Here is a 26,416-nt window from a genome sequence, read left to right as displayed (position 1 = left end):
AATGATATGTTTTACTAATCTTTTTTAGACGTTCGTGATTATGTTTTATTATGGGATTCTCGTCCATAATGTTACCGCCAGCTGCGGTTGCCAGCCGACGTTGGAAACATGGCGTGACCTGCAGATATAGTTCAACCCCAAATGACTGACCCTGTCACCCACTTCATATTGTACACCTACCCGCCACAAGGGATATTCTGGCGGCGGTGGCGTCGGCTCGCCCGGTCCTAACAGGTAGTCCACATATTCCAGTGCGGCATGCACATTAGGTCTGGGACCAATTAAATCAGCTTCGCCTTCACGATGGCCCGTCACGCGGATAATCTGATACAGTTGGTCGCCACTAAAAATCACATGATAAGCCGATTTTGCATAGGATTGGATAAGGGCCAGAACGCCCGCGATTTGGGGGGCCGAGGCGGAGGTGCCGCCATAATTGGCGGTATAAGTCCGGTTGGGATGACCCAGGTTGAGCAAATCGCCCTCGCCGGTGGTAGCGACATCCATTCCCCAGGCGGCAATCATCCGGGTGAAATTGTAATTTGAGAACTCCAGCCGCCTCCTGTTGTCTGGATGACTGGCGGTGGCGAGGATAACGCCGCTATCGCCAAAATTATTAAATTCGACCGATTGGCTCAGATCTAATCCTCCATTGCCGGAGAGTAGCACCACCACTACACCGCTGCTTACCAGCAAACGATACATACTCCACCAGGCTTGATGGTGCACCAACGGTAAAGCTGAATAATCCCAGCCTAAAGAGGCAGTAACAATATCCCCCGGAAGGGCATCACGTACAATCTTTTCAAAATCGGTGAATGTATTTATGTAGGCAAACAAGCGACAGTCGTAAGCGATCCCCATCATGCCGATCCCGTTATTGCTGGCGGCGATAACGCCGGCCGACCATGTGCCGTGATCCCTATTCTCATATGAATTGTTAACGACGGTAATATTACCGATCAAATCTTCATGGTCCGGCCATACGCCGGTATCCTGCATATGTACCGACACGCCACGTCCGGTAACATTCCTGGCCCACGCCGCCCTGACGCTCATGCCTCTTGTCGTATTGTCAAGATACCCCTGGTGCTGGGTCAAATTCGGCGTCATATTAGCAATATCAACTTCCTGCGGGTATGTCTCCCATTCAGAGGGTAACGATTCCGACGTCGGATCGCCCGATAAGCTGCAGTATTCCACATAATCCAGCCGTTCAATTTCTTGCGCCAGCTGCAGTAAATCATCATTTACCAGGTTTTGCCGCACCCGATAAAGTTCACGCAATTTTTTGCTCAACGGGAATTTTTTTATGATACCGCTTAGCGTTTTTTTATCAAAACAAGGCGCGAAATCAATATAACGCCTGGCTTTGAAAAACAAAGGAACGTTATGCCTGGCTTCACACTGAAGTTTTTTATATCCACCTGGATAAAATTGTATTATAAAATCCTGTCTACCCTCTGAGGTTATTTTCAGCTTGCCTTTTATGTCTGTCATATCTTCAATTTTGCAATTTGTCGGCGGTAGAAAATGCGAGGAGGGCAATGTGGAGATTATGTCAGAACATAGCTCAACATCCTGTCCATTAGACAATTTTAATTGAGCATGTAAATAATAGTCGCAACCTGATGTAAGCTTAAAAGTCACCAACTCATCGCCATAAGCTTTCTTTTTTATAGAAAAATGCTCTTTTTCTTTCCCTTCGAATAAGGTGTAGATTATATCAAAATCAGACTCTTCACCAATGCATCGCGCATAAATATTGCCATCTGAAGCATTGTTTCTAAAGTAATCTAATTTTATATTCATAACAACCCTCTACGGTTTCTCACAGGATTATGTTATTTAAAATAGACGATATAGCGAAATGCTAGTGTAAAATGACATACAAAATGTAATAGACATCACCGATTAATTTATAATAGCCACCATTTTCCATACAGGCAATTGCCTATTTTAACTGGTATCATCCTATGTCTTGATACGGTTTATCTCATTAATACACTGAGTTAATGGAATGACATCCAGTTTTGACAAAGCTTGCCCCCTCTACTTTGCTAAAAATTGGCAATCTTGACCACAGAGTAAAGGCAGCATCCAACCTATATCGGTGGTTATTATAAAAACTTAGAAAAAATAACGGCATTTAGATCCTGCGACTCAGCAGCAGTTGATAAGCCAGGCGCTGTTCCAGAACCTGCCGCTGGCGCTGAAAGGCAGCCCGTACCTGACCATTGCGCCGTTCAGCTGGAAAAACAGCAAAGGAGAAAGCGCGTTTAACCTGACGCTCAATCTTAACGACCCGTCCCAAGCTCCCGCCACGCCGGCGACGCCGGATCAGCTGTGGGCGCGGTTTGTCAACAAGCTGGATGCCAAGCTGACCGTGCCGCTGGACATGGCCACCGAAACCACCACCCAGTTCGCCAGACTCCAGGGCTATAACGACGAGGATGCCCAGAAACTGGCTAAACAGCAGGTACAAGGACTGGCGGCCATGGGCCAGATGTTTAAACTGACCACCGTCAGCGATAATACCCTGACCAGCAGCTTTCAATATGCCGATAACCAGGTCAACCTGAACGGCCAAAAAATGTCGCTGCAAAGCTTTATGGGCCTGTTCGGCCTGTTCGGTTTACCGGAAGGCGAGACCCCACCGGTCCAGCCGCAGGCGATACCGCAACCTTAAACCTTTCAGCCTGATGACCGCCCCGGCGCCGGAGCGGTCTGTTTAAGACGTTACCCTCCCTATCCGCCGCGCCGCGGGCGCGATCCTATTCTTTTGCGCACGCTGCATTCCTCAATGTCTCCGTTTGTTCCTGAAGCGTAATCCCACCCAGGCCGGCTAACCAATCTCTGCTAACTCTTCGCAAACACGTTATAATCAGGCTATATTTCACCAGAATAAGACTGTTGCCGATGATTGATAAACACCTTCCCCTGACCGATCTCCATCGCCACCTTGACGGCAATATCCGTGCGCAAACCATCCTCGATCTGGGCCGCCAATTCGGCATGGCGTTGCCGGCCGATAATCTAGAGGATCTGCGGGCGCATGTGCAGGTCACCCAAACCGAGCCGGATCTGGTCAGTTTCCTGCAAAAGCTGGACTGGGGCGTGGCGGTGCTGGGTTCTCTGGAGGCTTGCCGCCGCGTGGCCTATGAAAACGTCGAGGATGCCGTCCGGGTGGGGCTGGATTATACCGAATTGCGCTTCTCACCTTATTATATGGCGATGAAACACCAGTTGCCGTTGCAAGGGGTGGTGGAAGCGGTTATCGCGGGAGTCAGCGACGGCTGCCGTGATTTTGGCACCCAAGCCAGGCTGATTGGCATTATGAGCCGCACCTTTGGCGAAGACGCCTGTTTGCAAGAACTGGAGGCCCTTCTCGCCTGCCGCGACGGTATCACGGCGCTGGATCTGGCCGGCGATGAGCTGGGTTTCCCCGGCAGCCTGTTCCTGAGCCATTTCACCCGCGCCCGCGACGCCGGGCTGCGCATTACCGTGCACGCCGGCGAGGCCGCGGGTCCCGAGAGCATTTCAAAATAATCGATTTCTAAATTCATGCACGGCGCCCATAGTAAAACCCCATGGCAAAAATAGTGAGCTTCCCTAAATGCAACCCTCATCAGGATGGCTTAAGATTATTCAATCAGACGATATAGCGAAATATCAGTGTAAAATGATATAAAAAATGTAATAAACATCGCCGATTGATTTATAATAGCCACCATTTTCCATACAGGCAATTGCCTATTTTAACTGGCCTCATCCTATGTCTTGATACGGTTTATCTCATTAATACATTGAGTTAATGTAATGACATCCAGTTTTGACAATACTTGCCTCGCTAATTTGCTTAAAATTGGCAATCTTTACCACCGTGTAAAGGCAGCCTCAAACCTATATCGGGGCTTATTATATAAACTTAGGAAAAATAACGGCATTTAATTTGGAAATGCCTGTTTCTGTATGGTTACAGCTTATGCCCACCAGACGGCATCATCGGCCCGGACAATGTATTGTCAAAGCCAATGAATGCTCATTACTAGTGTTATTTATTAACGGCGGGATTGGAAGGAATGTTTTTCATCTGCTGTGCCTGCCGGCGGGCATATCGCGCCGCCAGCACCGCGCACACCATCAGCTGCACCTGGTGGAAGATCATCAGCGGCAGCACCATGGTGCCCACCATGGCGGCGGGAAACAGCACGTTGGCCATAGGGATTCCGTTGGCCAGGCTTTTCTTGGAGCCGCAAAAGACGATGGTCACCTCGTCGGCGGTGTTGAATCCCAGCAAACGCGCGGTCCAGGTATTGACCACCAGGACGATGGCCAGCAGCACCAGTGAGAACACCAGGATGGAGACCAGCGACCAGCCGGTGATCTGATGCCAGATCCCCCCCACTACCGCCTCGCTGAAGGCGGTATACACCACCAGCAATATTGATGACCGGTCTGTAATATTCACCAGCTTTTTATGCCGCGCCACCCATTTGCCAATCAGCGGCCGCGACAAATGGCCCAGGACAAAAGGCACCATCAGTTGCAGGATAATGGAACCTATGGCATGCAGCGTATTGGTCGCGCCGCCCTCCTGGGTATGCATCAGCAGGCCCACCAGCACCGGCGACAGAAATACGCCCAGGATGCTGGAGGCCGACGCGCTGCAGATGGCGGCGGCCACGTTGCCGCCGGCCACCGAGGTAAACGCGATGGCCGACTGCACGGTGGCCGGCAGCGCGCACAGATACAGAAATCCCATATACACCGGCGAGGATAACAATGAAGGCACAAACACCTTCATGGCGATGCCCAGCAGCGGAAATAACGCAAAGGTACTGAGGAACACCACCAGATGCAGCCGCCAGTGGCTCATACCGCCTACGATCGCTTCACGCGACAGCTTGGCGCCGTGCATAAAAAACAGCAGCGCAATCGCCGCGGTGGTGAGATATTCAAAAAAGACCTTGATCAAACCCCGGCACGGAAAGAGTGACGCCAGAATCACCACGGTGACTAAAACCAGCAAAAACTTATCAATCTTTAAACGCTGAAACCACGACATGTCACTGCCCTTACCACTGTAAAAACCAAAGGCGCCGCCGGGCGCCCGTAAAAACCCACCTTGGCATTAACCGTTCTTCACCGCCAATGTTTTTTTCTGTGCCGACGACAGCACGCCCAGCTCGATCAGTTCCATTACCTGGATGGCCGAGGCCGCGGTAACCGGGTTTTCGCCCACGCCGAGGATGGCGTCGCGAATGCCGGCATAATACGCGGGATAATTGCCCGGCTGGGTGCGCACCTGATGTTCGGTCAACGCATCGCCGTCGGCCAGCGTCAGCATACCGTCCTGGGCATCGACGCCCCATTTCGGCTGCGGCGGATAAACGCCCGCTTTCAGTTGCGCTTCCTGGGGGTCCAGCCCGAACTTGACGAAGCTGCCCTTGGTGCCGTGCACGGTAAAACGCGGTGTCGCCGCCGCCGCCAGCATGCCGCCGTGCAGCACCACGCGCCGCTGCGGGTAGATAAGCGTGGCATGGAAGTAATCATCGGTCAGCGCGCCGGGGCGCAACAGGGCCAGGTCGACGTTAACCGCCACCGGCATGCCGAACAGCTGGATGACCTGATCGACCAAATGCGGCGCCAAATCATACCAGATGCCGCTGCCGGCCCCCGGCTGTTCACGCCAGCGCGGCATCACCTGCGGCCGGAAACGGTCGTACTGCGAGGACAAATAGACCACGTCGCCGAGAACGCCGTCTTTAATCAGCTGCCGCACGGTGAGGAAATCGCTGTCCCAGCGCCGGTTGTGGAACACCGACAGCAGCACCCGCTGTTTTTCGGCCAGTTGTTTAAGCTCATAAGCCTGCGACAGCGTCACGGTAAAGGGTTTATCGACGACCACATGCTTGCCGGCCGCCAGCGCCTGTTTGGCGAGGGGAAAGTGGGTTTCGTTCGGCGTGGGGATAATCACGAGATCAACCGCGGGATCGTTAATCACAGCACCCGGATCGGCGGCGACCTTCATGCCCGGAAAGTCAGCCAGCACCTTGCCGGCGTCGCTCGATGAGACGGCTGCCAGGGTCAGTCCAGGCGTGGCGTTAACCAACGGCGCGTGCAATGTTTTGCCGGCAAAGCCGTAACCAATAAGTCCGATACCGATATTTTCAGCCATTGTCGTTCCTCTTTTTTGGCTAACACAGCAATGTCCCCACTGCCTTATATTAGCGCTGGGGACATTATTATCGGACTCACATTAACAATAAATTATCAGCCTCCGATAGCCTTTTCGCTTTGCAACTGCCAATTATGAGACGCCTGGATACTGCGGCCGGGATAATTAATCTCGCTGCTGCGGCGGCGGAAGTCGCTGGGGCTGACCCCGACGCGTTTACGGAATACCCGCGAAAAATAGAGCTGGTCGTCATACCCCACCACGCGGCCGATGGTGGCGATGGATTCCTGCGTGGTCTGCAGCAGCAGTTTGGCGCGGATTACCCGCTGGTCCTCGCGCCAGCGCAGGATATTGATGCCAACCTGCTCGCGAAAGAGATGCGCCAGCCTGGAGGGGGATAAACAGACATGCCGCGCCACCTCGTCGATGCGCAGTTCGCCGGAGAGATTGCCGGTGATAAACTGGCAGGCCTCGATAATACGCGGATCCATGATTTTGCTTGGGCTTTGCGGGTCCTCCTCCATGGCGCGCAGCAGCATGCGTTCAAGCAGGTTCATGCCCAGTTCTTCCGAGAAACGGCGTCCGGAACGTTGGGTTTGCTCGATATTGGCCAGCAACCGGTCGAATTCGGTCAGCAGATTATCATTGCCGAGCCGCAGGCGGCCGACGTCATGGATTTTGCTGTGCCATTCCAGCCAGTCGGCCCAGTACGCACGCGGGCGAAAATACACCCAACGATGATACCAGCAGTCGCTGTCCGGGGAGCGGCCGTAATAATGGGCGGATTTGGGTGGAAACAGCAGCAGGTCGCCCGGATTACAGACGAAGGAACGCTCGCCTTCAAAAATCTTACCCTGCCCCTTGATGGTCAGGTTAAGAATATATCCCTTCATGCCGTCGGGCCGGTCGATGAAGAAGTCCAGCGGCCCGCCCGCTATAATCGGCGTCAGGCCGGCAACCAGATAGGCATTGAACATATAGCCCGGTAATAAGGGATTGGATTGCGTCTCGTGAGTCATTCGATGATACATCTCACCTCCGGACAGGTTGTCGTCTGATTGAGAATATCCTAAAGCGCGGACAATAGCGTGCCAGGGTCGTAAAACTGTGAGCGGGCCGGCCGCGATGCGACCGGTCCGCGTCGGTTTATACCGTACGTTTGGCTTTTTGTTTGTAGCGGTCGAAAATCACCGCCGCCAGCAGGATGACCCCACGCACCACGTATTGCGAGAACGGCGAAATATTCAGCAGATTCATGGCGTTTTCCACGGTGCCGAGGATCAGCACCCCGGCCACCACATAGGAAATCTTGCCAATGCCGCCTTTCATCGATACCCCGCCCAGCACGCAGGCGGAGATGACGATCAGCTCATAACCCAATGAGGTCATGGGCTGGCCGCTGGTCATACGCGAGGCGAGGATAATACCGGCCACCGCCGACACCAGTCCGGACAGGATAAAAATAATGATCTTGGTGCGCACCACCGGCACCCCCGCCAGCCGGGCGGCTTCTTCATTACCGCCAATGGCCAGCGTGTTGCGCCCGAAGGTGGTTCTGTTGAGCAGGAAACCAAAGATGGCCATGCACAGCGCCATGATCCAGATGGGCGCGGGCAGGCCCAGCCAGTTGGCGTAGCCCAGCACGAAAAAGCGTTCATCTTCGATGCCCACCGCTTTACCATCAGAAATAATATACGCCAGACCGCGCACGATTTGCATGGTGGCCAGGGTGGTTATCAGGGCATTGATTTTCAGCTTGGCGATAACAAAACCGTTGACCAGGCCGCACAGTACGCCAAGCACCAGTCCCGCCGCCACGCCGAGCCACAGGCTTTCGGTTGAGTTGATGACCACGGCGGTGGTGACGCCGGCACAGGCGATAACCGAGGCGACCGACAAATCGAAATCGCCGGAAGCCAGGCAAAACAGCATGCCGCAGGCGACGATACCGGACATGGAAATAGCCAGGCCGAGGCCCTTCATATTGATAAAACTGGCAAAGTTCGGCACAAAAAACGAGCAGGCGATAAACAGCACCACGAACACCACCAGCATGCCAAAATTATCCCAGACGCGGCCAAAGCCCAGCGTTTTTTTCGCTTTCGGGGAGGGGGTAGTAACAGTCGACATCTTAGACTCCTTCACAATCAGGCAACCGCGTCAGCGGGGCTGGTATCGGTTGTGTGCAACATTGCCAGACTTAACGCTTTCTGTTCAGTGGCATCGGTGTGGGTGAGCTCGCCGGAAATGGCGCCTTCGCGCATCACCACGATCCTGTCGGCCAGCCCCAGGACTTCAGGCAGATCGCTTGAGGCGAACAGCACGGCGATACCGCGTTTGGCCAGCTCATATATCACGTGGTAAATTTCGTGCTTGGCGCCGACATCGATTCCTCGCGTCGGTTCGTCGAGCATGATGACTTTCATATCCTCCGACAGCCAGCGGCCGAGAATGGCTTTTTGCTGGTTGCCGCCGGACAGGTTCATGATCAGTTGCTCGGCGGAGGGCGTCTTGATATTCAGGGAGCGGATATGTTCCTCGGCGTTTTCCTTTTCCCAGCGGTCGTTAATCAGGAAACCGGCCTTGATGGTCTTGCGCCGGGCGCTGATATTGATATTTTCCCTTACCGAATGCACCGGTATCAGGCCGTCGGCTTTGCGATCTTCCGGACACAGCAGCAACCCTTCGCGGATGGCGTCGATGGGCGAGCGGATATTAAGCGGCTTGCCGTCCAGCAGCAACTGCCCGCCGGTAATCAGCGTACCGCCGAACAGCCCCTTCATCAGTTCGCTGCGTCCCGCGCCCACCAGGCCGAACAGGCCGACGATTTCACCGGCGTGCACCGACAGCGTAATCGGCGTTTTCACGCCAGCGGCCTTGATGCTGTCCAGCTGCAGCCGTACCGCGCCATGATCGCGCGGCTGGTAACCGTAGATATCACCGAGATTGCGTCCCACCATGGCCTGCACCAGCTTGGTGTGATCGACCTGGGTCATATCGTCGAACGTGCGGACGTACTTGCCGTCCTTGAATACCGTGATGGCATCGCCGAGGGTAAAAATCTCCTCCATGCGGTGCGACACGTAGAGTATTACCCTGCCCTCGGCCCGCAGTTCGCGGATCACCCGGAAAAGCTGTTCGATTTCACGCGCCGACAGCGAACTGGTCGGCTCGTCAAAGGCAATAATTTTAGCATTGCGGGTCAGCGCCTTGGCGATTTCCACCATCTGCCACTGGGCGATGGACAAATATTTGAGCGGTGTGTCCGGCGCGATATCCAGCCCCAGGTGTTCCAACTGCAGTTTGGTTTCATAATGCAGGATGGCGCGGTTAACCATGCCGTATTTATTGGGCAACTGGCCGAGGTAGATATTTTCCGCCACGGTCATTTCCGGCACCAGGTGCAACTCCTGGTAGATAATGGCGACGCCGGCATCCAGCGCATCGGCGGTGGAATTAAAATGGACCGGCTGGCCTTTGATAAGGATTTCACCCTGGGTCGGCGTATAGCTGCCGCTGAGAATTTTCAGCAACGTGGATTTGCCGGCGCCGTTCTCGCCCATCAGGGCGTGGATCTGGCCCGGATAGCAGTCAAAACTGATATCATCCAGCGCCTTTACGCCGGGAAACGTTTTTCCGATGCCGCGAAACGACAGATAGGGTGTCTGAATTGTCATGAACACATCCTCGCGTTAACTGATACGAACGGTGCGCCGGCAATCCCACGGCTGTAACCATCAGGGGTCTTGGCTGACACGTGCACATCCTCTTGATGAATGACATCGTCATGGACAGGGACGGCGCATAGCCGTCCCGGGAAACAGGCGCCGCGGTTATTTACCGCCCAGCCCTTTCTTCGCCAATTCTTCTTTAAAGTTGTCGCGGGTAATGACCACCACATCGGTCACTTCGGTGAATTTGGGCGGTTCAACGCCTTTGGTTACCCAATCGTTAAGCATCTGGATGCTCTTGTAGCCGTGAACGTCCGGACTTGGCAGCAGAGACCCGTAGAAGCCGGTCGCATTGGCTTTGGAGAGTTCGCTTACCGCATCCACGCCGTTGATGCCGATGCCGATAACGTTGGGCGCCTTGAAGCCCTGGCCTTCGGTGGCGCGCACGCCGCCGAGCACGGTATTGTCGTTCATGCCGATGATCAGCCAGTTTTTCACGCCGGAATGCTGTACCAGCAGTGAGTTGGCGGCGTCAAAGGCGCCAGGGATATCGTTGGATTTCGTCGGGACGGTATAGATTTGTTTTGCCGGGAAACCGGCGGCTTTTAATGCGTCCATCGAACCGGTAGTGCGGCGGCGGGCGGTATCGAGCTCATCGGCGGTAATAGCCATGACGCCGGTGTCAGCCACGTTCCAGCCGCGCTTGTTCATTTCTTTCCACAGTTCCTGGCCCTGGCGTTCGCCAATCTTGGTGGCCGCCATCATGACCAGGGGAACGGTGTCCATCGGTTTGCCTTTGGCGGTGACGAACTGATCGTCAACGGCAATGACCTTCATATCATAGCTGCGGGCCTTGGCGACAATGGCCGAGCCCAGTTTTGGATCCGGGGTACAGATAACAAAACCCTTGGCGCCGCTTGCCGCCAGGCTGTCGATAGCGTTAAGGGTTTTCTCGCCATCGGGCACGGCGATTTTAATCACATCAAATCCCAGGTCCTTGCCGGCTTTATCGGCAAAACGCCATTCGGTCTGGAACCAGGGTTCTTCCGGCTGTTTAACCAGAAAACCCAGTTTCAGATTTTCCGCCATAGCCGATTGAGACATAACGGCAGCCAATCCGATTGCCGCCAGTGCCTTAGTGAATTTATGCATGTAACTCTCCGGTATTTTTTATCGCCTCGCTTCAAAATGCTGAAGCGTGTAAGCGTTATCAGTCGGGAAGATGAATCCGCTTGGAACGTCTAAGCGGCGGATTTATCGCCGTTAGTCCGACCAGGCCCTTTAGACGGGAGTAGTTTTAGCCTTAATGTGTTACTAAAATGTAGAGCGTTATCACAGTTCTCAATAACAGCTGATTTGTGCATAGATACAGCAAATTCCACCTCCCCGCGCGTTTTTGAACACCATCACATTTCAGCCATCAGCGACAGGAATGTGCATACTTCCAGCCAACCGCTCCTCACGGCCGGCTCAAAACCCCCTTATGGTTGTGCACATCATCCGTTTTCGGGTAAACAGGAGAGAACAGCATGAATGAAGAGGCCATCAGCCTCGGGCTTGATTTCGGCAGCGACTCGGTACGCGCCCTGGCGGTAGGATGCCAAAGCGGTAAAGAGCTGGCGACCGAAGTGGTCTGGTACCCGCGATGGCGCGAGGGCCAGTATTGCAAACCCGCGCACAATCAATTCCGCCATCATCCCAATGATTATCTTGAATCCATGGAACAGGCGATCCGCGCTGTGGTAAACGCCCTCACCCCGGCCCAGCGCCTGCGCGTCGCCGGCATCGGCGTCGATACCACCGGCAGTACCCCCGCCCCTATTGATGAGGAGGGCCGGATACTGGCATTGCGCCCGGAATTCGCCGACAACCCGAACGCCATGTTTATCCTGTGGAAGGATCATACCGCCATAGAAGAAGCCGAGGCGATAAACCGGCTGTGCCACGACGGCGCGCATCCGGATTACACGCGCTACATCGGCGGCGTGTACTCCTCTGAATGGTTCTGGGCCAAAATCCTGCATATTACCCGCCAGGACGCCCAGGTACGCCGGCAGGCGGTATCTTGGATTGAGCTTTGCGACTGGATACCGGCCGTGCTGTCCGGGACCACGCGGCCGCAGGACATCAAGCGCGGCCGCTGCGCCGCCGGACATAAATCCCTTTGGCATCCCGACTGGGGCGGCGTGCCGCCGCGAGACTTCCTTGAGGCGCTCGATCCGGTTCTGACCGAACGGCTGCAATATCCGCTCTTCACCGATACCTATACCGCGGAAGCGCCGGTCGGGCGCATCACCGCCGCATGGGCGCAGAAGCTTGGCTTGCCGGAGACCGTTACCATTGCCGGCGGCGCCTTCGACTGCCATATCGGCGCGGTGGGCGCCGGCGCGCAGCCCTATACCCTGGTTAAAGTCATCGGCACATCGACCTGCGATATCCTTATCGCCGACGAACAGCGTGTGGGCGATCGCACTATCGCCGGCATCTGCGGCCAGGTCGACGGCAGCGTGGTACCGGGATTTATCGGTCTCGAAGCCGGTCAGTCGGCCTTTGGCGACATTTATGCCTGGTTCGGACGTTTGCTGGGCTGGCCGCTGAAACAGGCGGTGCAACACAACCCGGCCCTGAAACCCGCTCTCGACGGTATCCAGGAACAGATGCTGAACGCGCTGGCGCAGGCCTGGGCCAGCGAACCGTCCCTTGAGCATCTGCCGGTGGTGCTGGACTGGTTCAACGGCCGGCGCACGCCTTACGCCAACCAGCGCCTGCAGGGCGTGATCACCGGCCTCAATCTGGGCACTGATGCGCCGGCGCTGTTCGGCGGACTGATTGCCGCCACCGCCTTCGGCGCCCGCGCCATCATGGAATGCTTTGAAACCCAGGGCATCCCGGTGGAAAACGTGCTGGTGATGGGCGGCATTGCCCGCAAATCGCCGATTATCATGCAGGTATGCGCGGATGTGATGAATCGTCCGCTGCAACTGGTGGCCTCCGATCAATGCTGCGCCCTCGGCGCGGCTATCTTCGGCGCGGTGGCGGCCGGCGTTTATCCGGATATCGCGGTGGCGCAGCAGGCCATGGCCAGTCGGATTGAACGCACCCTGCAGCCGGACCCGGCCAGGGTCGCGCAATTCGAGCGGCTCTACCAGCGCTATTTGGAATGGAGCGAGCTTGCGGAACCGGCTTACGCGGCGGCGGCGCACAGCGATCGCTGATTAATAATTTACCGGGCGGCACGCTACGCGCCCGCCCGGCCCCTCCCTTAAACGGAGACGCACAGGAGTCATCATGGATAATTTTAAGCAGCACGAAGTCTGGTTCGTCATCGGCAGTCAACATCTTTATGGCCCGGAAACCCTGCGCCAGGTCGCCGACCATGCACAAACGGTGGTCCAGGGTCTTAATAACGAGGCCGGCCTGCCGGTCAAGCTGGTCTTGAAACCTTTGGTCAAATCGCCCGATGAGATTCTCGCGCTGTGTCGTGAAGCCAATTACGATACCCACTGTATCGGCCTGCTCACCTGGCTGCATACGTTTTCACCCGCCAAGATGTGGATCGGCGGCCTGAGCATCCTCAACAAGCCCCTGCTGCAGTTCCATACCCAATATAACGCGCAGATCCCCTGGGAAACCATGGATATGGACTTTATGAACCTTAACCAGACCGCCCATGGCGGCCGCGAGTTCGGGTTTATCGGCGCACGCATGCACCTTAATCACCAGGTGGTGGTCGGCCACTGGCAGGATAAGCAGGCGCATCTGACCATCGCCAAATGGATGCGCGCCGCCGCCGCCAAACAGGAAAGCCAGCAGCTGATCGTCGCCCGTTTCGGCGACAATATGCGTGAAGTGGCGGTCACCGAAGGCAACAAGGTCGGCGCGCAGATCCAGTTCGGCTACTCGGTGACCGCGTACGGCCTGGGCGACCTGGTCAGCGTGGTGAACGAAGTGTCCAAGGGGGATATCGATACCCTGGTGGCGGAGTACGAAGCGTCCTATATCCTTACCGATAAAATCAAGGTCAACGGCGAAAAACGTGAAAACCTGCTGGACGCCGCACGTATTGAACTGGGGCTGAAACGTTTCCTGGAACAGGTGGGCGCCAAAGCCTTTACCTCCAACTTTGAAAACCTGCACGGGCTGAAGCAGTTGCCTGGCCTGGCGGTACAGCGCCTGATGCAGCAGGGATATGGCTTCGGCGGCGAAGGCGACTGGAAAACCGCCGCGCTGCTGCGCATCCTGAAGGTGATGGCCAGCGGCCTGCCGGGCGGCACCTCCTTTATGGAGGATTACACTTATCACTTCCAGCCGGGTAATAACCTCGCCCTCGGATCGCACATGCTGGAAGTGTGCCCAAGCATCGCCAAGGAAGAAAAACCCACGCTGGACGTGCAGTTCCTCGGCATCGGCGGCAAAGCCGATCCGGCGCGGCTGCTGTTCTCCACCCCGGCCGGCCAGGCGGTCAACGCCTCGGTAATCGATATGGGCGATCGTTTTCGCATGCTGGTAAGCGTCGTGGATGCCATCGAACAGCCGCATCCGCTGCCTAAGCTGCCGGTCGCCCGGGCGGTATGGAAAGCGCAGCCGTCGCTGGAAGTGGCGGCCGAAGCCTGGATCCTGGCCGGCGGCGCGCACCACACGGTATTCAGCCAGGCGCTCGATCTCGACCATATGCGCTTATACGCGGAAATGAATAATATCGAGCTGCTGGTGATCGACAACGACACGCGCATCCCGGCGTTCAAGGACGCATTGCGCTGGAATGAGCTTTACTACAAGCTCTGCGCTAAATAGCGACGACGTCAGTCCTGCCGCGGCTCGCTCGCGGCAGGGTTTATATCGCCTCTGCGACGGTTTCGTCGGCGGGGTTGCGCCTGCCTGTTGTGTTATTATAGCGACTGCCTGGACGTGCCTTTTGACTTACAACTGCTGAGTGACTGAACTCCCCTTTTCAGTGAAAAGGACCGTGGCACTTGCGCCGTTGACCAGAGAAATTTGAGGCGGAATATGGCCTATATCCACGTCATACAGCACAGGAACGGCAAGGTCCCCAAGGGCGGCATGTAGGGCATCCAAATAATTTTGTTGTGTTGGGTCGTTCACGGCCGGCGCCGCACTTCTGCCTATAAGCACACCCTTTAAGTCACTGAACCAGCCATGCAAGCGTAAACTAAATAATGCCCGCGTTAACTCGCAGGGGCCCATTTCCACATTTTCAAAATACAGGATCACCCCTTCGTGACTATTTTGTGCCTGGAACAAGGGTAGATTACCGAAGGAGGTACCTGCTAACCTCGATATAATTTCCAGACATCCGCCAATCAGACGGCCTTGAAAACGGGCGGAAGAAGTGACGCCATCAAGGCGCTGCCACTGTGTTTTTTGTGTCAGATGAAAACCAGCATCTGATGCCGGGCCCCATTGATTTTCGTTCATTTGAAATGCTGCTGACGCGTGCTGTTCACATACAGCCCCCCGGTCACTCTCCAGAATGCTCCATATCGCTTCCGTGGTCGAATCTAACTCTTTCGCACCAAGATCCATCAGGTTTGGTCCATGCACTGTTGCCCAGCCAGAAAGCGTTGTCAGCGGGAAATGAAATGTACATAAATCTGAAAAACCGACAAACCATTTGGGTTCAGTCCGGGCTAACCGTTCGAAATCAAGTAACTCGAGTAATTCGATTGCCAGATCGCCTCCCCATGGGGGCATAACCGCCTTTACCTCAGGATGGGTTAGATAAAACATCAGTTCTTCCGCCCGCGAAATTTTGCAGGCGCTTTTATTTTTATACTGCGACCGTAAGCAATCGCCTTCAACTACCCTAAATCCTTTTTTTATAAGGTTATTTATGGCGAGGTCCAACCGAGGATGCAAATGCTGCGGCACCCCAGATGATGGGGCGGTTATAGCAATCAAATCCCCTGGAACCAGTTTGGGCGGAAAGCGAATCTTCATGTATTGATCCTTATTTGCAAAGTAAATCCATCGTCCACAGTTCGAGATTAAATGCCAAGCCTGGCTGGCTGGCTGGCTGGCAAAGTTCACATACTCATACAAGAAAGACGGGAGATTGCCAGCAGTCCCAGGCGTTGCCTATGCGCTTGCCGCCGCGTTTTTTCATATTTAACCCAGGAATATCTAGACACCCCGACAGCAGTGAATATACTACTTTGCTATTATTCCCTTCCCTGAACACCAAATCATGACTGCGTACGACTATTTATTAACATTCCGCCGTGTCAGCACGCCGGAAAGCCTGGAAAAACTATTCGATCATCTCAATTATTCGCTGGTTGACGATGCGGAAATCATCAATATGTACCGCGCGGCGGATCACCGCAGGGCCGAACTGGTCTCCGGCGGCCGTTTATTCGATTTGGGCCAGGTGCCGAAGTCGGTCTGGCGGTACGTCGTTTGAGCGCGATCAACACCGCGCCGCGTATCGGCGGCTGGTTATGGCTGCCGGCCGCCTACCTGCTGATGGCCCTGCTCAGCGCCAGCATAATGCTGGTGATTTTCCTGCTGGCCCTGCTGCAACGCCCGACGGCGGACAGCACCACCATCGCGGCGGTCTTTACCCTGCAGTGGTATGCGTCCATGGCCACCACGCTGGTCATGTGGGGGTTCACCTTTTGGACCCTGCGCCTGTTGTTTCGCCGTTCGACCCGCTTTCCCAAAATTTTTATCCTCTGGCTGCTGGCGGGCGTGCTGCTGGCGCTCAAGGCTTTCGCCTTTTCCCCGGTCACGGATGAACTGGCGCTGCGCATTTTATTCTGGCCGCTGCTGGCCGCGGCGACCATGGTGCCCTATATTAAACGTTCGCGCCGGGTTAAAAACACCTTTATCCACGCCTCATAGCACCGCCGTTGTCCTTATCGGTCTCCCGATAATAACCCTACAATTACTATGTTGTTGAAATGGACTTGATGCCGGATAATACGTCGCTTCTTTTTAATTAGGTACGGCAATGAATGGTTACCTGTTACTGTTTATCGGCACCATGCTGGTAAATAATTTCGTTCTGGTTAAATTTCTTGGGCTTTGCCCCTTCATGGGTGTGTCCAAAAAACTGGAAACGGCAATGGGTATGGGCATGGCCACCACCTTCGTCATGACGCTCGCCTCGATTTTTTCCTGGCTGATTAACAGTTTTATCCTGCTGCCCCTCGACATCACCTATTTGCGCACCCTCTCGTTTATTTTCATTATCGCGGTGGTGGTGCAGTTCACCGAACTGGTGGTGCGCAAAACCAGCCCGTCGCTGTATCGCCTGCTGGGCATTTTCCTGCCGCTTATCACCACCAACTGCGCGGTGCTTGGCGTGGCCCTGCTCAATGTTAACCTCAATCATAATTTTCTGCAGTCCGCCGTCTACGGATTCAGCGCGGCGGCGGGCTTTTCGCTGGTCATGGTGCTGTTCGCCGCCATTCGCGAACGCCTGGCGGTGGCCGATGTGCCGGCGCCGTTCAAGGGCTCATCCATCGCCCTGGTCACCGCCGGTCTGATGTCGCTGGCGTTTATGGGCTTTACCGGTCTGGTGAAATTCTGATGCTGTCGCTATGGTGGGCTATTGGATCGCTAAGCGTTCTGGCATTGGTGGCGGGCGCCCTGCTGGGCTACGCCGCCCGCCGCTTCAGGGTGGAGGGCGACCCGCTGGCCGGGCAGATTGATGCGCTGCTGCCGCAAAGCCAATGCGCCCAGTGCGGTTATCCCGGGTGCCGTCCCTATGCCGAGGCGGTGGCGGGCCAGGGTGAAAAAATCAATAAATGCGCGCCCGGCGGCGAACAGACGATGCTCAAGATTGCCGGACTGATGAACATCGAACCGCAATACCTGGACGACGAAACATCGGCAGGCCAGCCGGCGGCGACGGTGGCCTGGATCGATGAGGGCAATTGTATCGGTTGCACCAAATGTATCCAGGCCTGCCCGGTAGACGCCATTATCGGCGCTACCCGGGCGGTGCATACCGTGGTCAGCGACCTGTGCACCGGCTGCGATCTCTGTGTCGCCCCCTGCCCGACCAATTGTATCGAAATGCGGCCGGTGGCGGTTTCCACCGACAACTGGAAATGGGATCTGAACACCATACCGGTCCGCCTCATCCCCATGGAACAGCATGTTTAAGCTCTTTGCCGCGTTGCGTAAGGATCGCCTCTGGGATTTTCCCGGCGGCATCTATCCGCCGGAAATGAAAACCCAGTCAAGCGGCGTGCCGCTGCGCCGTCCGCCCCTGCCGGCCAAATGCATTATTCCCCTTAAGCAGCACCTGGGGCCGGAGGGTGAACTGTGCGTAACCGCGGGTGACCGCGTGCTGCGCGGACAGCCCCTGACCGAGGGGCGGGGTCGCACCCTGCCTATCCATGCGCCCACCTCGGGAACGATTGAGGCCATTACGCCCCATACCACCGCCCATCCGTCGGCGCTGGCGGAACTCAGCGTTATCCTCACCCCCGATGGCGAAGATCGCTGGTGCGAACGCCGGCCCGTGGCGGATTACCGTCAGCGGGACGCCGGCTATTTGCTTGAACGCATCCATCAGGCCGGCATCGCCGGCCTGGGCGGCGCGGGCTTTCCCACCGCGGCCAAGCTACAGGGCGGATTGGGCGCGGTAAATACCCTGATTATCAACGCCGCGGAATGCGAACCTTATATTACCGCCGACGATCGGCTGATGCAGGAGCACGCGCTTGAGATAGTCGGCGGCATCGATGTGCTGGTCCATATTCTGCGGCCGGCGCGGGTTATCATCGGCATTGAGGACAATAAACCGGCCGCCGCCGCCGCGATGGCCGCGGCCATTGCTGATGGCGCCGGCTACCTGCTGCGCGTCATCCCGACCAAATATCCGTCCGGCGGCGCCAAGCAGCTCACGAAGATCCTCACCGGCCGGGAAGTGCCGTTCGGCAGCCATTCAGCCGCCATCGGTGTTGTCATGCTGAATGTCGGCACCGTCTTCGCCATTAAACGGGCCATTATCGATGGCGAAGCCCTGACCGAACGGGTGGTGACGCTGACCGGCGACGCGCTTAAGCGTCCGGGCAACGTCTGGGGACGTCTGGGCACGCCGGTCGGTCATCTGCTGCGCGACGCCGGCTTTACACCGCAGCCGGGCCAGCTGGTGATCATGGGCGGACCGCTGATGGGTTTTACGCTGCCGGTGCTGGATGTGCCCATCGTCAAGATCAGCAACTGCATCATGGCCCCCGCGGCCAGCGAAATGGCCCCGCCGGAGCCGGAACAAGCCTGTATCCGCTGCGGCCTGTGCGCGCAGGCCTGTCCCGCCGGTTTGCTTCCCCAACAGCTCTATTGGTTCAGCCGTGGCCAGGAGCACGAAAAAGCCCGCGGCCATCATCTGGCGGACTGCATCGAATGCGGCGCCTGCGCCTATGTCTGCCCCAGCAATATTCCCCTGGTGCGCTATTACCGGCAGGAAAAGGCGGAAATACGCGCCTTGGATCTGGAAGCGCAGCGCGCGCGGGCGGCCAAGGCGCGCTTTGAAGCCAAGCTGGCGCGGCGCGAGCGGGAAAAACAGGCGCGTGAAGCGCGCCACCGGCAGGCCGCTGTCAAGCTTGACGCGCGGGACGAACCGATGATAGAAGCGGCGCTAAACGCCTTGCCCGACGCCGGCCATGACGCGGCGGCGGTAGCAGAGCCGTCGGGGCCGCCTGCGGCGACCGTCATGCCGGCTTGCGCCGAAGAGGCTACGCCGGATCTGCGCAAAGCGGCGGTAGCGGCGGCCATCGCGCGCGTGAAAACGCGCAAAGCCGTGTCCGGCGCGCAGCCAATAAGTGACAACGTAGCGAAAAATGCCGCAAGCGACAGTACCGGCGCAACCGCCCGTCCGGCGCAGGCCGGCGCAGACAACAGTACGGCGACGTCGCATCCCGCGACCGCCGATGCCGCCGATGCGCGCAAAGCCGCGGTGGCGGCGGCCATCGCCAGGGTCAAGGCCCGCAAGGCCGCAGCAGAGGCAACCATAGGGTCCCACGAGGAATAAATGGCTTTCAGGATCGCAAGTTCCCCCTTTACCCACAACCGGCAAAGCACCCGGCGCATCATGCTGCAGGTCATGGCGGCCTGCCTGCCGGGTCTGCTGGCCCTGAGCTATTTTTTCGGCTACGGCACCCTGGTGCAAATCCTGCTGGCCGCGTTGGCCGCCTGCCTGGCCGAAGCCGCAATGGTGGCGCTGCGCCGCCAGCCGGTCGGTCCGCGGCTTGCCGACGGCTCCGCGCTGCTGACCGCGGTGCTGCTGGGGCTGAGCCTGCCGCCGCTGGCGCCCTGGTGGATGATCGTGCTGGCTACGGCGTTTGCCATCATCATCGCCAAGCAGCTTTACGGCGGCCTGGGACAAAATCCGTTTAACCCGGCCATGGTCGGGTATGTGGTGCTGCTGATCTCGTTCCCGGTGCAAATGACCAGTTGGCTGCCGGAATCGGGGCTGCGGCTGCATACCGCTTCGCTTGCGGACACCTTATGGCTGATCTTCGCCGGCCACACGCCGGGCGGCCTGGATGTGCAGCAGCTGCGCGCCGGGTTCGACGGCATGACCCAGGCGACGCCGCTGGATAATTTTAAAACCGGTCTGCGCGGCGGGAAGGATGCGCTGGCGATGCTCGGGCAACCGCTTTACAGCGGCCTGATGGGCGGATTGGGGTGGCAATGGGTCAATATCGGCTTCCTGGCGGGGGGCCTTTATCTGCTCTGGCGCAAGGTGATCAACTGGCAGATTCCGGTCAGCTTCCTGGCGGTGCTGATGATGTGCGCCAGCCTGGGCTGGTGGTGCGATGCGCGCGCCAGCGCCCCGCCGCTGCTGCATCTGTTCTCCGGGGCCACCATGCTGGGCGCTTTTTTTATCGCCACCGATCCGATCACCGCCTCGACGACAGATAAAGGACGGTTGATTTTCGGCGCCCTGGCGGGTCTTCTGACCTGGCTCATCCGCACCTATGGCGGTTATCCTGAGGGCGTGGCCTTTGCGGTGCTGCTGGCCAATATCTGTGTGCCGCTGATTGATTATTTTACGCAACCCCGCGTATACGGCCATCGCTAAGGAGCGCCGATGTTCAGGATGATGCGCAAACACGGTATTACCCTGGCGCTGTTCGCCGCGCTCACCACCGGCCTGACGGCCCTGGTGCATGGGCTGACCGAACCCGGCATCGCCCGCCAGGCCGTATTGCAACAACAGCAGCTATTGGATCAGGTCGTGCCGCCGGCGCTGCATGATAATGATATGCTGGCTGAATGCTATCTGGTGGTCGACGATGCCCTGGGCAACGCGCAACAGCACCGGATTTATCTGGCGCGCAAAAACGGCAGGCCGGCGGCGGCGGCCATCGAATCCACCGCCCCGGACGGCTATTCCGGCGCCATCCAGCTCCTGGTAGGGGCCGACTTTGCCGGCAACGTGCTGGGCACTCGGGTTACCGAACACCATGAAACGCCGGGACTGGGCGATAAAATCGAGCTGCGCATTTCCGATTGGATCACCCATTTCAGCGGGAAAAAGGTCGGCGCGGCGCAGGACAGGAACTGGGCGGTAAAGAAAGACGGCGGGCAGTTCGATCAGTTCACCGGCGCCACCATTACCCCGCGCGCCGTGGTAAACGCGGTTAAACGCACCACTGACTATTTACAAAGTATGCCGGGCGACATCGACCAGTTGCCCCGCTGTGGAGAAAACGCCGATGAGTGAAGCCGGACGCCTGATGCGCCAGGGGCTGTGGACCAATAACTCCGCCCTGGTGCAATTGTTGGGATTATGCCCCCTGCTGGCGGTGTCCAATACCGTCACCAACGCGCTGGGGCTGGGGCTGGCCACCACGCTGGTGCTGGCTTGTACCAACGGCTGGATTTCCGCTTTCCGCCGCTGGGTGCCCGCCGAGATCCGGATTCCTGTTTATGTGATGATCATTGCCGCCGTGGTGTCCATCGTGCAGATGCTGATGAATGCCTACGCCTTCGGCCTATATCAGTCTCTGGGGATATTTATTCCGTTGATCGTCACCAATTGCATCGTGGTGGGACGGGCGGAAGCCTACGCCTCCCACAATCCGGTGGCCCTGTCGCTGCTTGACGGGGCGGCCATGGGCCTGGGCGCGACCTGCGCCCTGCTGGTGCTGGGCGCCATGCGCGAGGTGCTTGGCAACGGCACGCTGTTCGACGGCGCCGACCTTCTGCTGGGCAACTGGGCCAAAGGGCTGCGGGTGCAAGTGTTTCATTTGGACAGCCCCTTTTTGCTGGCCATGCTGCCGCCGGGCGCGTTTATCGGCCTGGGATTCATGCTGGCCGCCAAATACCTGATAGACCAGCGGATGAAGGCCCGCCAGCGGCGGGCGGCGGCGGAGCGCGTGCCAAACGCCGGACAGGCGCGGGCATAACCTGATGAATAAACTCAAACGACTGGCCATCCTGAGCCGCCTGCGCGCCAACGATCCCAACCCGACCACCGAGCTGAATTATGCCTCGCCGTTCGAACTGCTGATCGCGGTGCTGTTATCGGCGCAGGCCACGGACGTCAGCGTTAATAAGGCCACCGCCAAACTGTTCCCGGTGGCCAATACTCCCGAGGCCATGCTGGCGCTGGGGGTGGACGGCATCAAGTCCTATATCAAATCCATCGGCCTGTTTAACAGTAAAGCGGAAAATATCATCAAGACCTGCCGGATGCTGATTGAGCGCCACCAGGGCCAGGTGCCGCAGGATCGGGCGGCGCTGGAAGCCTTGCCCGGCGTTGGCCGCAAAACCGCCAATGTCGTGCTCAACACCGCCTTCGGCTGGCCGACTATTGCGGTGGATACGCATATTTTCCGGGTGTGCAACCGGACGCGGTTCGCTCCCGGCAAGAACGTCGAGGAGGTAGAGCAGGCCTTACTGCGGGTGGTACCGGCGGAATTTGTCGTTAACTGCCACCATTGGCTGATCCTGCACGGCCGGTACACCTGCGTCGCCCGCAAACCCCGCTGCGGCGCCTGCCTGATAGAAGACCTGTGCGAATACAAAGACAAGGTCTATGGCGACACCGCGTAAATCTCCCGCCATCGGCACAGGCCGGTGCCCTTAACCCGGTACACGCCGGCGCCAGTCTTAAGCACGATAAACCACTGCCTTCCCGTGGCGTTTCATGATGAAACGCCATTGCCAGACCGTGTTCACCCGGCATCGTGCTTTTTTATTTAATTGTAACGGGATATTATTCAAGCCTTGCCTATTGAGCTGAAACCCGGAAGATCCCCCCTCAGACTAATCTTATAACAATGCAGACGGGGCGCGGGCAACGGCGTCACCCCTGCTTATTTTTGCCGCTAACGCGGTGAAAACGGCAACGAGGTATTTGTGTCTACGGCAAACCACACCGCACCACCGGAAAAAATCAGCGTCAACGCATTTAAACAGCCCAAATCGTTTTATCTTATTTTCTCCATTGAGTTATGGGAGCGCTTTGGCTATTACGGCTTACAGGTCATCCTGGCCGTCTACCTGGTCAAGATGCTCGGCATGTCCGAAGGACAGTCCATCACGCTGTTCGCCTCGTTCAGCGCACTGGTGTACGGTTTTGTCGCCATCGGCGGCTGGCTGGGCGACAAGGTTCTGGGGACCAAGCGCGTGATCGTCATCGGCGCGCTGGTGCTGGCGGTGGGCTATACCATGGTCGCCTATTCCAGCCATGCCGTCGCCTGGGTGTACCTGGGCATGGCGACCATCGCGGTCGGCAGCGGGTTGTTCAAGGCGAATCCATCTTCGCTGCTCTCGACCTGCTACCGTAAAGACGATCCGCGCCTGGACGGCGCCTTCACCATGTATTATATGGCGATCAATATCGGCTCGTTTGTCTCCACCCTGGCGACGCCGTGGCTGGCGGTCCGTTTTGGCTGGGGGGTCGCGTTTTCGCTCAGCGTGGTGGGGATGTTGATCACGCTGGTGAATTTCCTCGTCTGCCGCAGCTGGGTGCGTGATTACGGCTCCAAGCCGGATTTCGCCCCGCTGCAATGGGGACGGCTGGCAGCCGTTATCGCCGGCATCGCCGCCGCCATCGCCCTGTCGAGCTGGCTGCTGCATCACCAGACCATCGCCCGCTGGGTACTGGGCCTGATTTCCGTGGGGATCATCCTGGTGTTCGCCAGGGAGACCTTCGCCCTGCATGGCGCGGCGCGCCGGCGGATGCTGGTGGCCTTTTTAATGATGATGGAAGCGGTGGTGTTTTTTGTGCTTTACAGCCAGATGCCGACGTCGCTGAATTTTTTCGCCATCCACAATGTGGGGCACAGCCTGTTCGGCTGGTCGTTCCAGCCGGAACAGTTCCAGGCCCTGAATCCGTTCTGGATCATGCTGGCCAGTCCGCTGTTGGCGGCATTGTACAACGCCATGGGTGATCGTTTGCCGATGCCGTTTAAATTCGCCGCCGGCATGGTGCTGTGCTCGCTGGCCTTTTTTGTCCTGCCGCTGGGCGCCCGTTTTGCCAATGACGCCGGTATCGTCTCCATGAACTGGCTCATTCTCAGTTATGCCCTGCAAAGCATCGGCGAGCTGATGATTTCCGGCCTGGGCCTGGCCATGGTGGCGCAACTGGTGCCGCAACGGCTGATGGGTTTCATCATGGGCGCCTGGTTCCTGACCACCGCCGCCGCCGCGCTTATCGCCGGCTACGTCGCCAACCTGATGGCCGTGCCCGCCGACGTGACCGACGCCCGGCTTTCGCTGGCGGTCTATGGCCACGTGTTTATGCAAATCGGTATCGTCACCGCCGTGATCGCGCTGCTGATGCTGGTATTCGCCCCACGGCTTAACCACATGTCGCGCCCGGACGACGTTCCCGCCGCCGCCCCGCCCCACGGCCCACTGACGGACGATACCCCCGCCATCGTTGGCTAATCCCTATCGTATTATCGTTATCATCATGTTCCGCCATAGGGCGAAACATGATGATATTTTTTTGTCCCATCCCTGCCAAGACGCTATCTTGCCGCCATGGTTAAACGTATCCTGTCATGATGAAATATCCTGCGATATCACACCGCGCCCATCCCGTTAAGGAGTGCCCCATGAAACTTTTTTATAAGCCCGGCGCCAGCTCGCTGACCGTGCATATCGCCCTGCGTGAGGCGGGAGTGGACTTTACGATAGAAAAAGTGGATTTGGCCAATCTCAAAACCGAACACGGCGAAGATTACCGGGCGATAAATCCCAAGGGACAGGTGCCGGCCCTGCTGCTCGATGACGGCACCGTGCTCACTGAAGTGGTGGCCATCGTCCAATATCTGGCGGATTTGGTGCCGGATCGCCATTTGATCCCGCGGGCGGGCACCTTGTCCCGCTATCAGGCGATGGAATGGCTCAATTACGTGGCCAGTGAAATGCATAAAAGCCTTGGCCCGTTGCTGCAGCCCGATATGCCAGAGGATTACAAAAGCCTGCTGCGCCAGCAGCTGGACGCCAAATTGCTTTATCTGGATCGGGAGTTGGCCGATGGCGATTACCTGCTCGGCACCCGCTTCACGGTGGCCGACGCCTATCTGTTCACCATGCTGACCTGGGCGCAGGCCCTGAAGTTTGATTTACCGGCGACGCCGGCGGTGGCGCGGTATTTTAAACGGGTGGCGGCGCGTCCCACGGTGGACGCGGCGCTGGCGGCGGAAGGGCTGAAATAGCGTTCACGGCGGCATGACGCCGCCGGTAAAGATGACTAACCCTATTTGATCTCTTTGGCGGGAAAGTGATGCTGCGGCAAGGCTATCTGATCCTGCGCCGCCACCACCTGCAGCTCATACTCATTCATCTCTTTGGTCAGTTTCATGACCTCGTACACCGCGGCGGTAACATGCTCCAGCGCCTTGACGGGCGACAGCCCCTTCAGCAGGTTGACCAGCAGCAGGCCGCTGGTTAAATCACCGACGCCCACCGGCTGGCGATCGCCAAAATCCACCAGCGGACGGCTGGTATGCCAGGCATGCTCCTTGCTCACCAGCAGCATTTCAAAATTGTTTTTATCATAGCCGGCATAGCTGAGGTATTTTACCAGCACCAGCTTCGGTCCCTGGGCGCACAGTTCGCGGGCGGTGGCGATGGCTTCATCGATATTATTGACCGCATGGCCGCTGAGCTGCTCCAGCTCAAGCAAATTGGGCGCGATGATATCGGCGTTCGGCAGGCCGCGCTTGCAATGAAATTCCGCCACCCCGGGAGCCACGATACACCCTTTTTCCGGATGGCCCATTACCGGGTCAAGGAAATACCAGGCGTCGGGATTGGCTGCTTTTACCTGGCGCACAATCTCCAGGATATGTTCGCCCTGCTCGGGCGCCCCGATATAACCGCTCAGCACCGCGTCGCAGTTTTTCAACTGGTCCACGGCGGCAATACCTTTCACGATTTCGGTTAAGTGCGCGGCGGGCATCACGCAACCGGTCCAGTGACCATACTGGGTATGATTGGAAAACTGGACGGTATTAAGCGGCCAAACATTGACCCCCATGCGGCGCATGGGAAACACCGACGCGCTATTACCCGCATGCCCGAACACCACATGGGACTGGATAGACAGAATATTCTTCATTACGTT

At 57.4% G+C, this 26,416-nt stretch carries 21 protein-coding genes and 3 pseudogenes; 15 read left to right on the top strand and 9 right to left on the bottom strand.

The features are described from left to right. Positions 1–48 precede the first annotated feature (48 nt). Complete coding sequence (locus ACL2XQ_RS13525; protein ID WP_413740485.1) at positions 49–1,812, bottom strand: S8 family serine peptidase; 1,764 nt, start codon at positions 1,810–1,812, stop codon at positions 49–51. Positions 1,813–2,149: 337 nt separating this feature from the next. On the opposite strand from ACL2XQ_RS13525, the pseudogene ACL2XQ_RS13520 reads away from it, so the two are divergent. Then, positions 2,150–2,689, top strand: a pseudogene (locus ACL2XQ_RS13520) (YdgA family protein); the annotation flags it as partial. A 230-nt stretch (positions 2,690–2,919) separates the two neighbouring features. Beyond that, a pseudogene (locus ACL2XQ_RS13515) lies at positions 2,920–3,540 on the top strand (adenosine deaminase family protein); the annotation flags it as partial. A 514-nt stretch (positions 3,541–4,054) separates the two neighbouring features. On the opposite strand, the gene ACL2XQ_RS13510 reads toward ACL2XQ_RS13515, so the two are convergent. The 6 genes from ACL2XQ_RS13510 to ACL2XQ_RS13485 form a co-directional block, all read right to left on the bottom strand. Continuing rightward, positions 4,055–5,068, bottom strand: a complete 1,014-nt coding sequence (locus ACL2XQ_RS13510) for a bile acid:sodium symporter family protein (RefSeq protein WP_410015052.1) — start codon at positions 5,066–5,068, stop codon at positions 4,055–4,057. A 66-nt stretch (positions 5,069–5,134) separates the two neighbouring features. After that, positions 5,135–6,181: an oxidoreductase gene (locus ACL2XQ_RS13505; protein WP_413740484.1), complete on the bottom strand. Its 1,047-nt coding sequence runs from the start codon at positions 6,179–6,181 to the stop codon at positions 5,135–5,137. 95 nt (positions 6,182–6,276) lie between these two features. Continuing rightward, positions 6,277–7,212, bottom strand: a complete 936-nt coding sequence (araC, locus tag ACL2XQ_RS13500) for an arabinose operon transcriptional regulator AraC (protein WP_410015050.1) — start codon at positions 7,210–7,212, stop codon at positions 6,277–6,279. Between the two features lie 115 nt (positions 7,213–7,327). Beyond that, positions 7,328–8,311 (bottom strand): L-arabinose ABC transporter permease AraH, encoded by a 984-nt coding sequence (araH, locus tag ACL2XQ_RS13495; protein WP_410015049.1) that lies wholly within the window; start codon positions 8,309–8,311, stop codon positions 7,328–7,330. A gap of 17 nt (positions 8,312–8,328) precedes the next feature. After that, entirely contained in the window at positions 8,329–9,858 is a 1,530-nt protein-coding gene (gene araG / locus ACL2XQ_RS13490; RefSeq protein ID WP_410015048.1) for an L-arabinose ABC transporter ATP-binding protein AraG, read from the bottom strand. A gap of 156 nt (positions 9,859–10,014) precedes the next feature. Further along, entirely contained in the window at positions 10,015–11,004 is a 990-nt protein-coding gene (locus tag ACL2XQ_RS13485; RefSeq protein WP_413722887.1) for an arabinose ABC transporter substrate-binding protein, read from the bottom strand. 377 nt (positions 11,005–11,381) lie between these two features. Between ACL2XQ_RS13485 and ACL2XQ_RS13480 the strand changes: the two genes are divergently transcribed. Both ACL2XQ_RS13480 and araA read left to right on the top strand, forming a co-directional pair. Further along, complete coding sequence (locus ACL2XQ_RS13480; RefSeq protein WP_410015046.1) at positions 11,382–13,067, top strand: ribulokinase; 1,686 nt, start codon at positions 11,382–11,384, stop codon at positions 13,065–13,067. Positions 13,068–13,140: 73 nt separating this feature from the next. Next, the gene (araA, locus tag ACL2XQ_RS13475; protein ID WP_410015045.1) at positions 13,141–14,646 is read left to right on the top strand and encodes an L-arabinose isomerase; all 1,506 of its coding nucleotides are present in this window, start codon (positions 13,141–13,143) and stop codon (positions 14,644–14,646) included. Positions 14,647–14,772: 126 nt separating this feature from the next. Here the strand turns inward: araA and ACL2XQ_RS13470 are convergent, their stop codons facing one another. Then, positions 14,773–15,810, bottom strand: a complete 1,038-nt coding sequence (locus ACL2XQ_RS13470) for a S66 peptidase family protein (RefSeq protein ID WP_413740483.1) — start codon at positions 15,808–15,810, stop codon at positions 14,773–14,775. Between the two features lie 247 nt (positions 15,811–16,057). Here ACL2XQ_RS13470 and ydgT point away from each other — a divergent pair, with 247 nt between their 5' ends. The 11 genes and pseudogenes from ydgT (at position 16,058) to gstA (ending at position 25,505) form a co-directional block, all read left to right on the top strand. Continuing rightward, positions 16,058–16,273, top strand: coding sequence for a transcription modulator YdgT (ydgT, locus tag ACL2XQ_RS13465; protein WP_331120310.1), 216 nt, complete (start codon positions 16,058–16,060; stop codon positions 16,271–16,273). Then, the gene (locus tag ACL2XQ_RS13460) at positions 16,270–16,713 is read left to right on the top strand and encodes a DUF2569 domain-containing protein (RefSeq protein WP_413722889.1); all 444 of its coding nucleotides are present in this window, start codon (positions 16,270–16,272) and stop codon (positions 16,711–16,713) included. Before ydgT ends, ACL2XQ_RS13460 begins: the two co-directional genes overlap by 4 nt. Positions 16,714–16,822: 109 nt before the next feature. Continuing rightward, complete coding sequence (rsxA, locus tag ACL2XQ_RS13455; RefSeq protein WP_410015042.1) at positions 16,823–17,404, top strand: electron transport complex subunit RsxA; 582 nt, start codon at positions 16,823–16,825, stop codon at positions 17,402–17,404. Beyond that, on the top strand, positions 17,404–17,982 hold the full coding sequence (rsxB, locus tag ACL2XQ_RS13450) for an electron transport complex subunit RsxB (RefSeq protein ID WP_410015041.1): 579 nt from the start codon (positions 17,404–17,406) through the stop codon (positions 17,980–17,982). The genes rsxA and rsxB overlap by 1 nt, the downstream gene beginning before the upstream one ends. Further along, positions 17,975–19,831, top strand: a pseudogene (gene rsxC, locus ACL2XQ_RS13445) (electron transport complex subunit RsxC); the annotation flags it as partial. The gene rsxB and the pseudogene rsxC, both read left to right, overlap by 8 nt. A 24-nt stretch (positions 19,832–19,855) precedes the next feature. Further along, the gene (gene rsxD, locus ACL2XQ_RS13440; protein WP_413740482.1) at positions 19,856–20,908 is read left to right on the top strand and encodes an electron transport complex subunit RsxD; all 1,053 of its coding nucleotides are present in this window, start codon (positions 19,856–19,858) and stop codon (positions 20,906–20,908) included. A 9-nt stretch (positions 20,909–20,917) separates the two neighbouring features. Further along, positions 20,918–21,553: an electron transport complex subunit RsxG gene (gene rsxG, locus ACL2XQ_RS13435; RefSeq protein WP_413740481.1), complete on the top strand. Its 636-nt coding sequence runs from the start codon at positions 20,918–20,920 to the stop codon at positions 21,551–21,553. Further along, entirely contained in the window at positions 21,546–22,238 is a 693-nt protein-coding gene (locus ACL2XQ_RS13430) for an electron transport complex subunit E (protein WP_413740480.1), read from the top strand. The genes rsxG and ACL2XQ_RS13430 overlap by 8 nt, the downstream gene beginning before the upstream one ends. A 4-nt stretch (positions 22,239–22,242) precedes the next feature. Next, complete coding sequence (gene nth, locus ACL2XQ_RS13425; RefSeq protein ID WP_413740479.1) at positions 22,243–22,887, top strand: endonuclease III; 645 nt, start codon at positions 22,243–22,245, stop codon at positions 22,885–22,887. Positions 22,888–23,193: 306 nt separating this feature from the next. Next, positions 23,194–24,729: a dipeptide/tripeptide permease DtpA gene (gene dtpA, locus ACL2XQ_RS13420; protein WP_413722893.1), complete on the top strand. Its 1,536-nt coding sequence runs from the start codon at positions 23,194–23,196 to the stop codon at positions 24,727–24,729. Positions 24,730–24,899: 170 nt separating this feature from the next. Next, positions 24,900–25,505: a glutathione transferase GstA gene (gene gstA, locus ACL2XQ_RS13415; RefSeq protein ID WP_410015035.1), complete on the top strand. Its 606-nt coding sequence runs from the start codon at positions 24,900–24,902 to the stop codon at positions 25,503–25,505. A gap of 41 nt (positions 25,506–25,546) precedes the next feature. Here gstA and pdxY read toward each other — a convergent pair whose 3' ends face one another. Beyond that, on the bottom strand, positions 25,547–26,410 hold the full coding sequence (pdxY, locus tag ACL2XQ_RS13410; protein WP_410015034.1) for a pyridoxal kinase PdxY: 864 nt from the start codon (positions 26,408–26,410) through the stop codon (positions 25,547–25,549). Positions 26,411–26,416: the final 6 nt, after the last annotated feature.

It is taken from the genome of Sodalis sp. RH14 (assembly GCF_047324285.1).
Taxonomy (GTDB): domain Bacteria; phylum Pseudomonadota; class Gammaproteobacteria; order Enterobacterales; family Enterobacteriaceae; genus Acerihabitans.
The sequence above is the reverse complement of the archived record's forward strand: the minus strand, read 5'-3'. Positions and strand labels throughout refer to the sequence as shown.

What these genes read in the sequence shown, in the direction of transcription:
- ACL2XQ_RS13430 (WP_413740480.1), top strand. Translation starts at nt 21,546, where the DNA reads ATGAGTGAAGCCGGACGCCTGATGCGCCAGGGGCTGTGGACCAATAAC.
- ACL2XQ_RS13470 (WP_413740483.1), bottom strand. Translation starts at nt 15,810, where the DNA reads ATGAAGATTCGCTTTCCGCCCAAACTGGTTCCAGGGGATTTGATTGCT.
- ACL2XQ_RS13510 (WP_410015052.1), bottom strand. Translation starts at nt 5,068, where the DNA reads ATGTCGTGGTTTCAGCGTTTAAAGATTGATAAGTTTTTGCTGGTTTTA.
- araG (WP_410015048.1), bottom strand. Translation starts at nt 9,858, where the DNA reads ATGACAATTCAGACACCCTATCTGTCGTTTCGCGGCATCGGAAAAACG.
- rsxD (WP_413740482.1), top strand. Translation starts at nt 19,856, where the DNA reads ATGGCTTTCAGGATCGCAAGTTCCCCCTTTACCCACAACCGGCAAAGC.
- araC (WP_410015050.1), bottom strand. Translation starts at nt 7,212, where the DNA reads ATGTATCATCGAATGACTCACGAGACGCAATCCAATCCCTTATTACCG.
- nth (WP_413740479.1), top strand. Translation starts at nt 22,243, where the DNA reads ATGAATAAACTCAAACGACTGGCCATCCTGAGCCGCCTGCGCGCCAAC.
- ACL2XQ_RS13505 (WP_413740484.1), bottom strand. Translation starts at nt 6,181, where the DNA reads ATGGCTGAAAATATCGGTATCGGACTTATTGGTTACGGCTTTGCCGGC.
- ACL2XQ_RS13525 (WP_413740485.1), bottom strand. Translation starts at nt 1,812, where the DNA reads ATGAATATAAAATTAGATTACTTTAGAAACAATGCTTCAGATGGCAAT.
- ACL2XQ_RS13480 (WP_410015046.1), top strand. Translation starts at nt 11,382, where the DNA reads ATGAATGAAGAGGCCATCAGCCTCGGGCTTGATTTCGGCAGCGACTCG.
- araH (WP_410015049.1), bottom strand. Translation starts at nt 8,311, where the DNA reads ATGTCGACTGTTACTACCCCCTCCCCGAAAGCGAAAAAAACGCTGGGC.
- pdxY (WP_410015034.1), bottom strand. Translation starts at nt 26,410, where the DNA reads ATGAAGAATATTCTGTCTATCCAGTCCCATGTGGTGTTCGGGCATGCG.
- rsxB (WP_410015041.1), top strand. Translation starts at nt 17,404, where the DNA reads ATGCTGTCGCTATGGTGGGCTATTGGATCGCTAAGCGTTCTGGCATTG.
- rsxG (WP_413740481.1), top strand. Translation starts at nt 20,918, where the DNA reads ATGTTCAGGATGATGCGCAAACACGGTATTACCCTGGCGCTGTTCGCC.
- gstA (WP_410015035.1), top strand. Translation starts at nt 24,900, where the DNA reads ATGAAACTTTTTTATAAGCCCGGCGCCAGCTCGCTGACCGTGCATATC.
- rsxA (WP_410015042.1), top strand. Translation starts at nt 16,823, where the DNA reads ATGAATGGTTACCTGTTACTGTTTATCGGCACCATGCTGGTAAATAAT.
- araA (WP_410015045.1), top strand. Translation starts at nt 13,141, where the DNA reads ATGGATAATTTTAAGCAGCACGAAGTCTGGTTCGTCATCGGCAGTCAA.
- ydgT (WP_331120310.1), top strand. Translation starts at nt 16,058, where the DNA reads ATGACTGCGTACGACTATTTATTAACATTCCGCCGTGTCAGCACGCCG.
- ACL2XQ_RS13485 (WP_413722887.1), bottom strand. Translation starts at nt 11,004, where the DNA reads ATGCATAAATTCACTAAGGCACTGGCGGCAATCGGATTGGCTGCCGTT.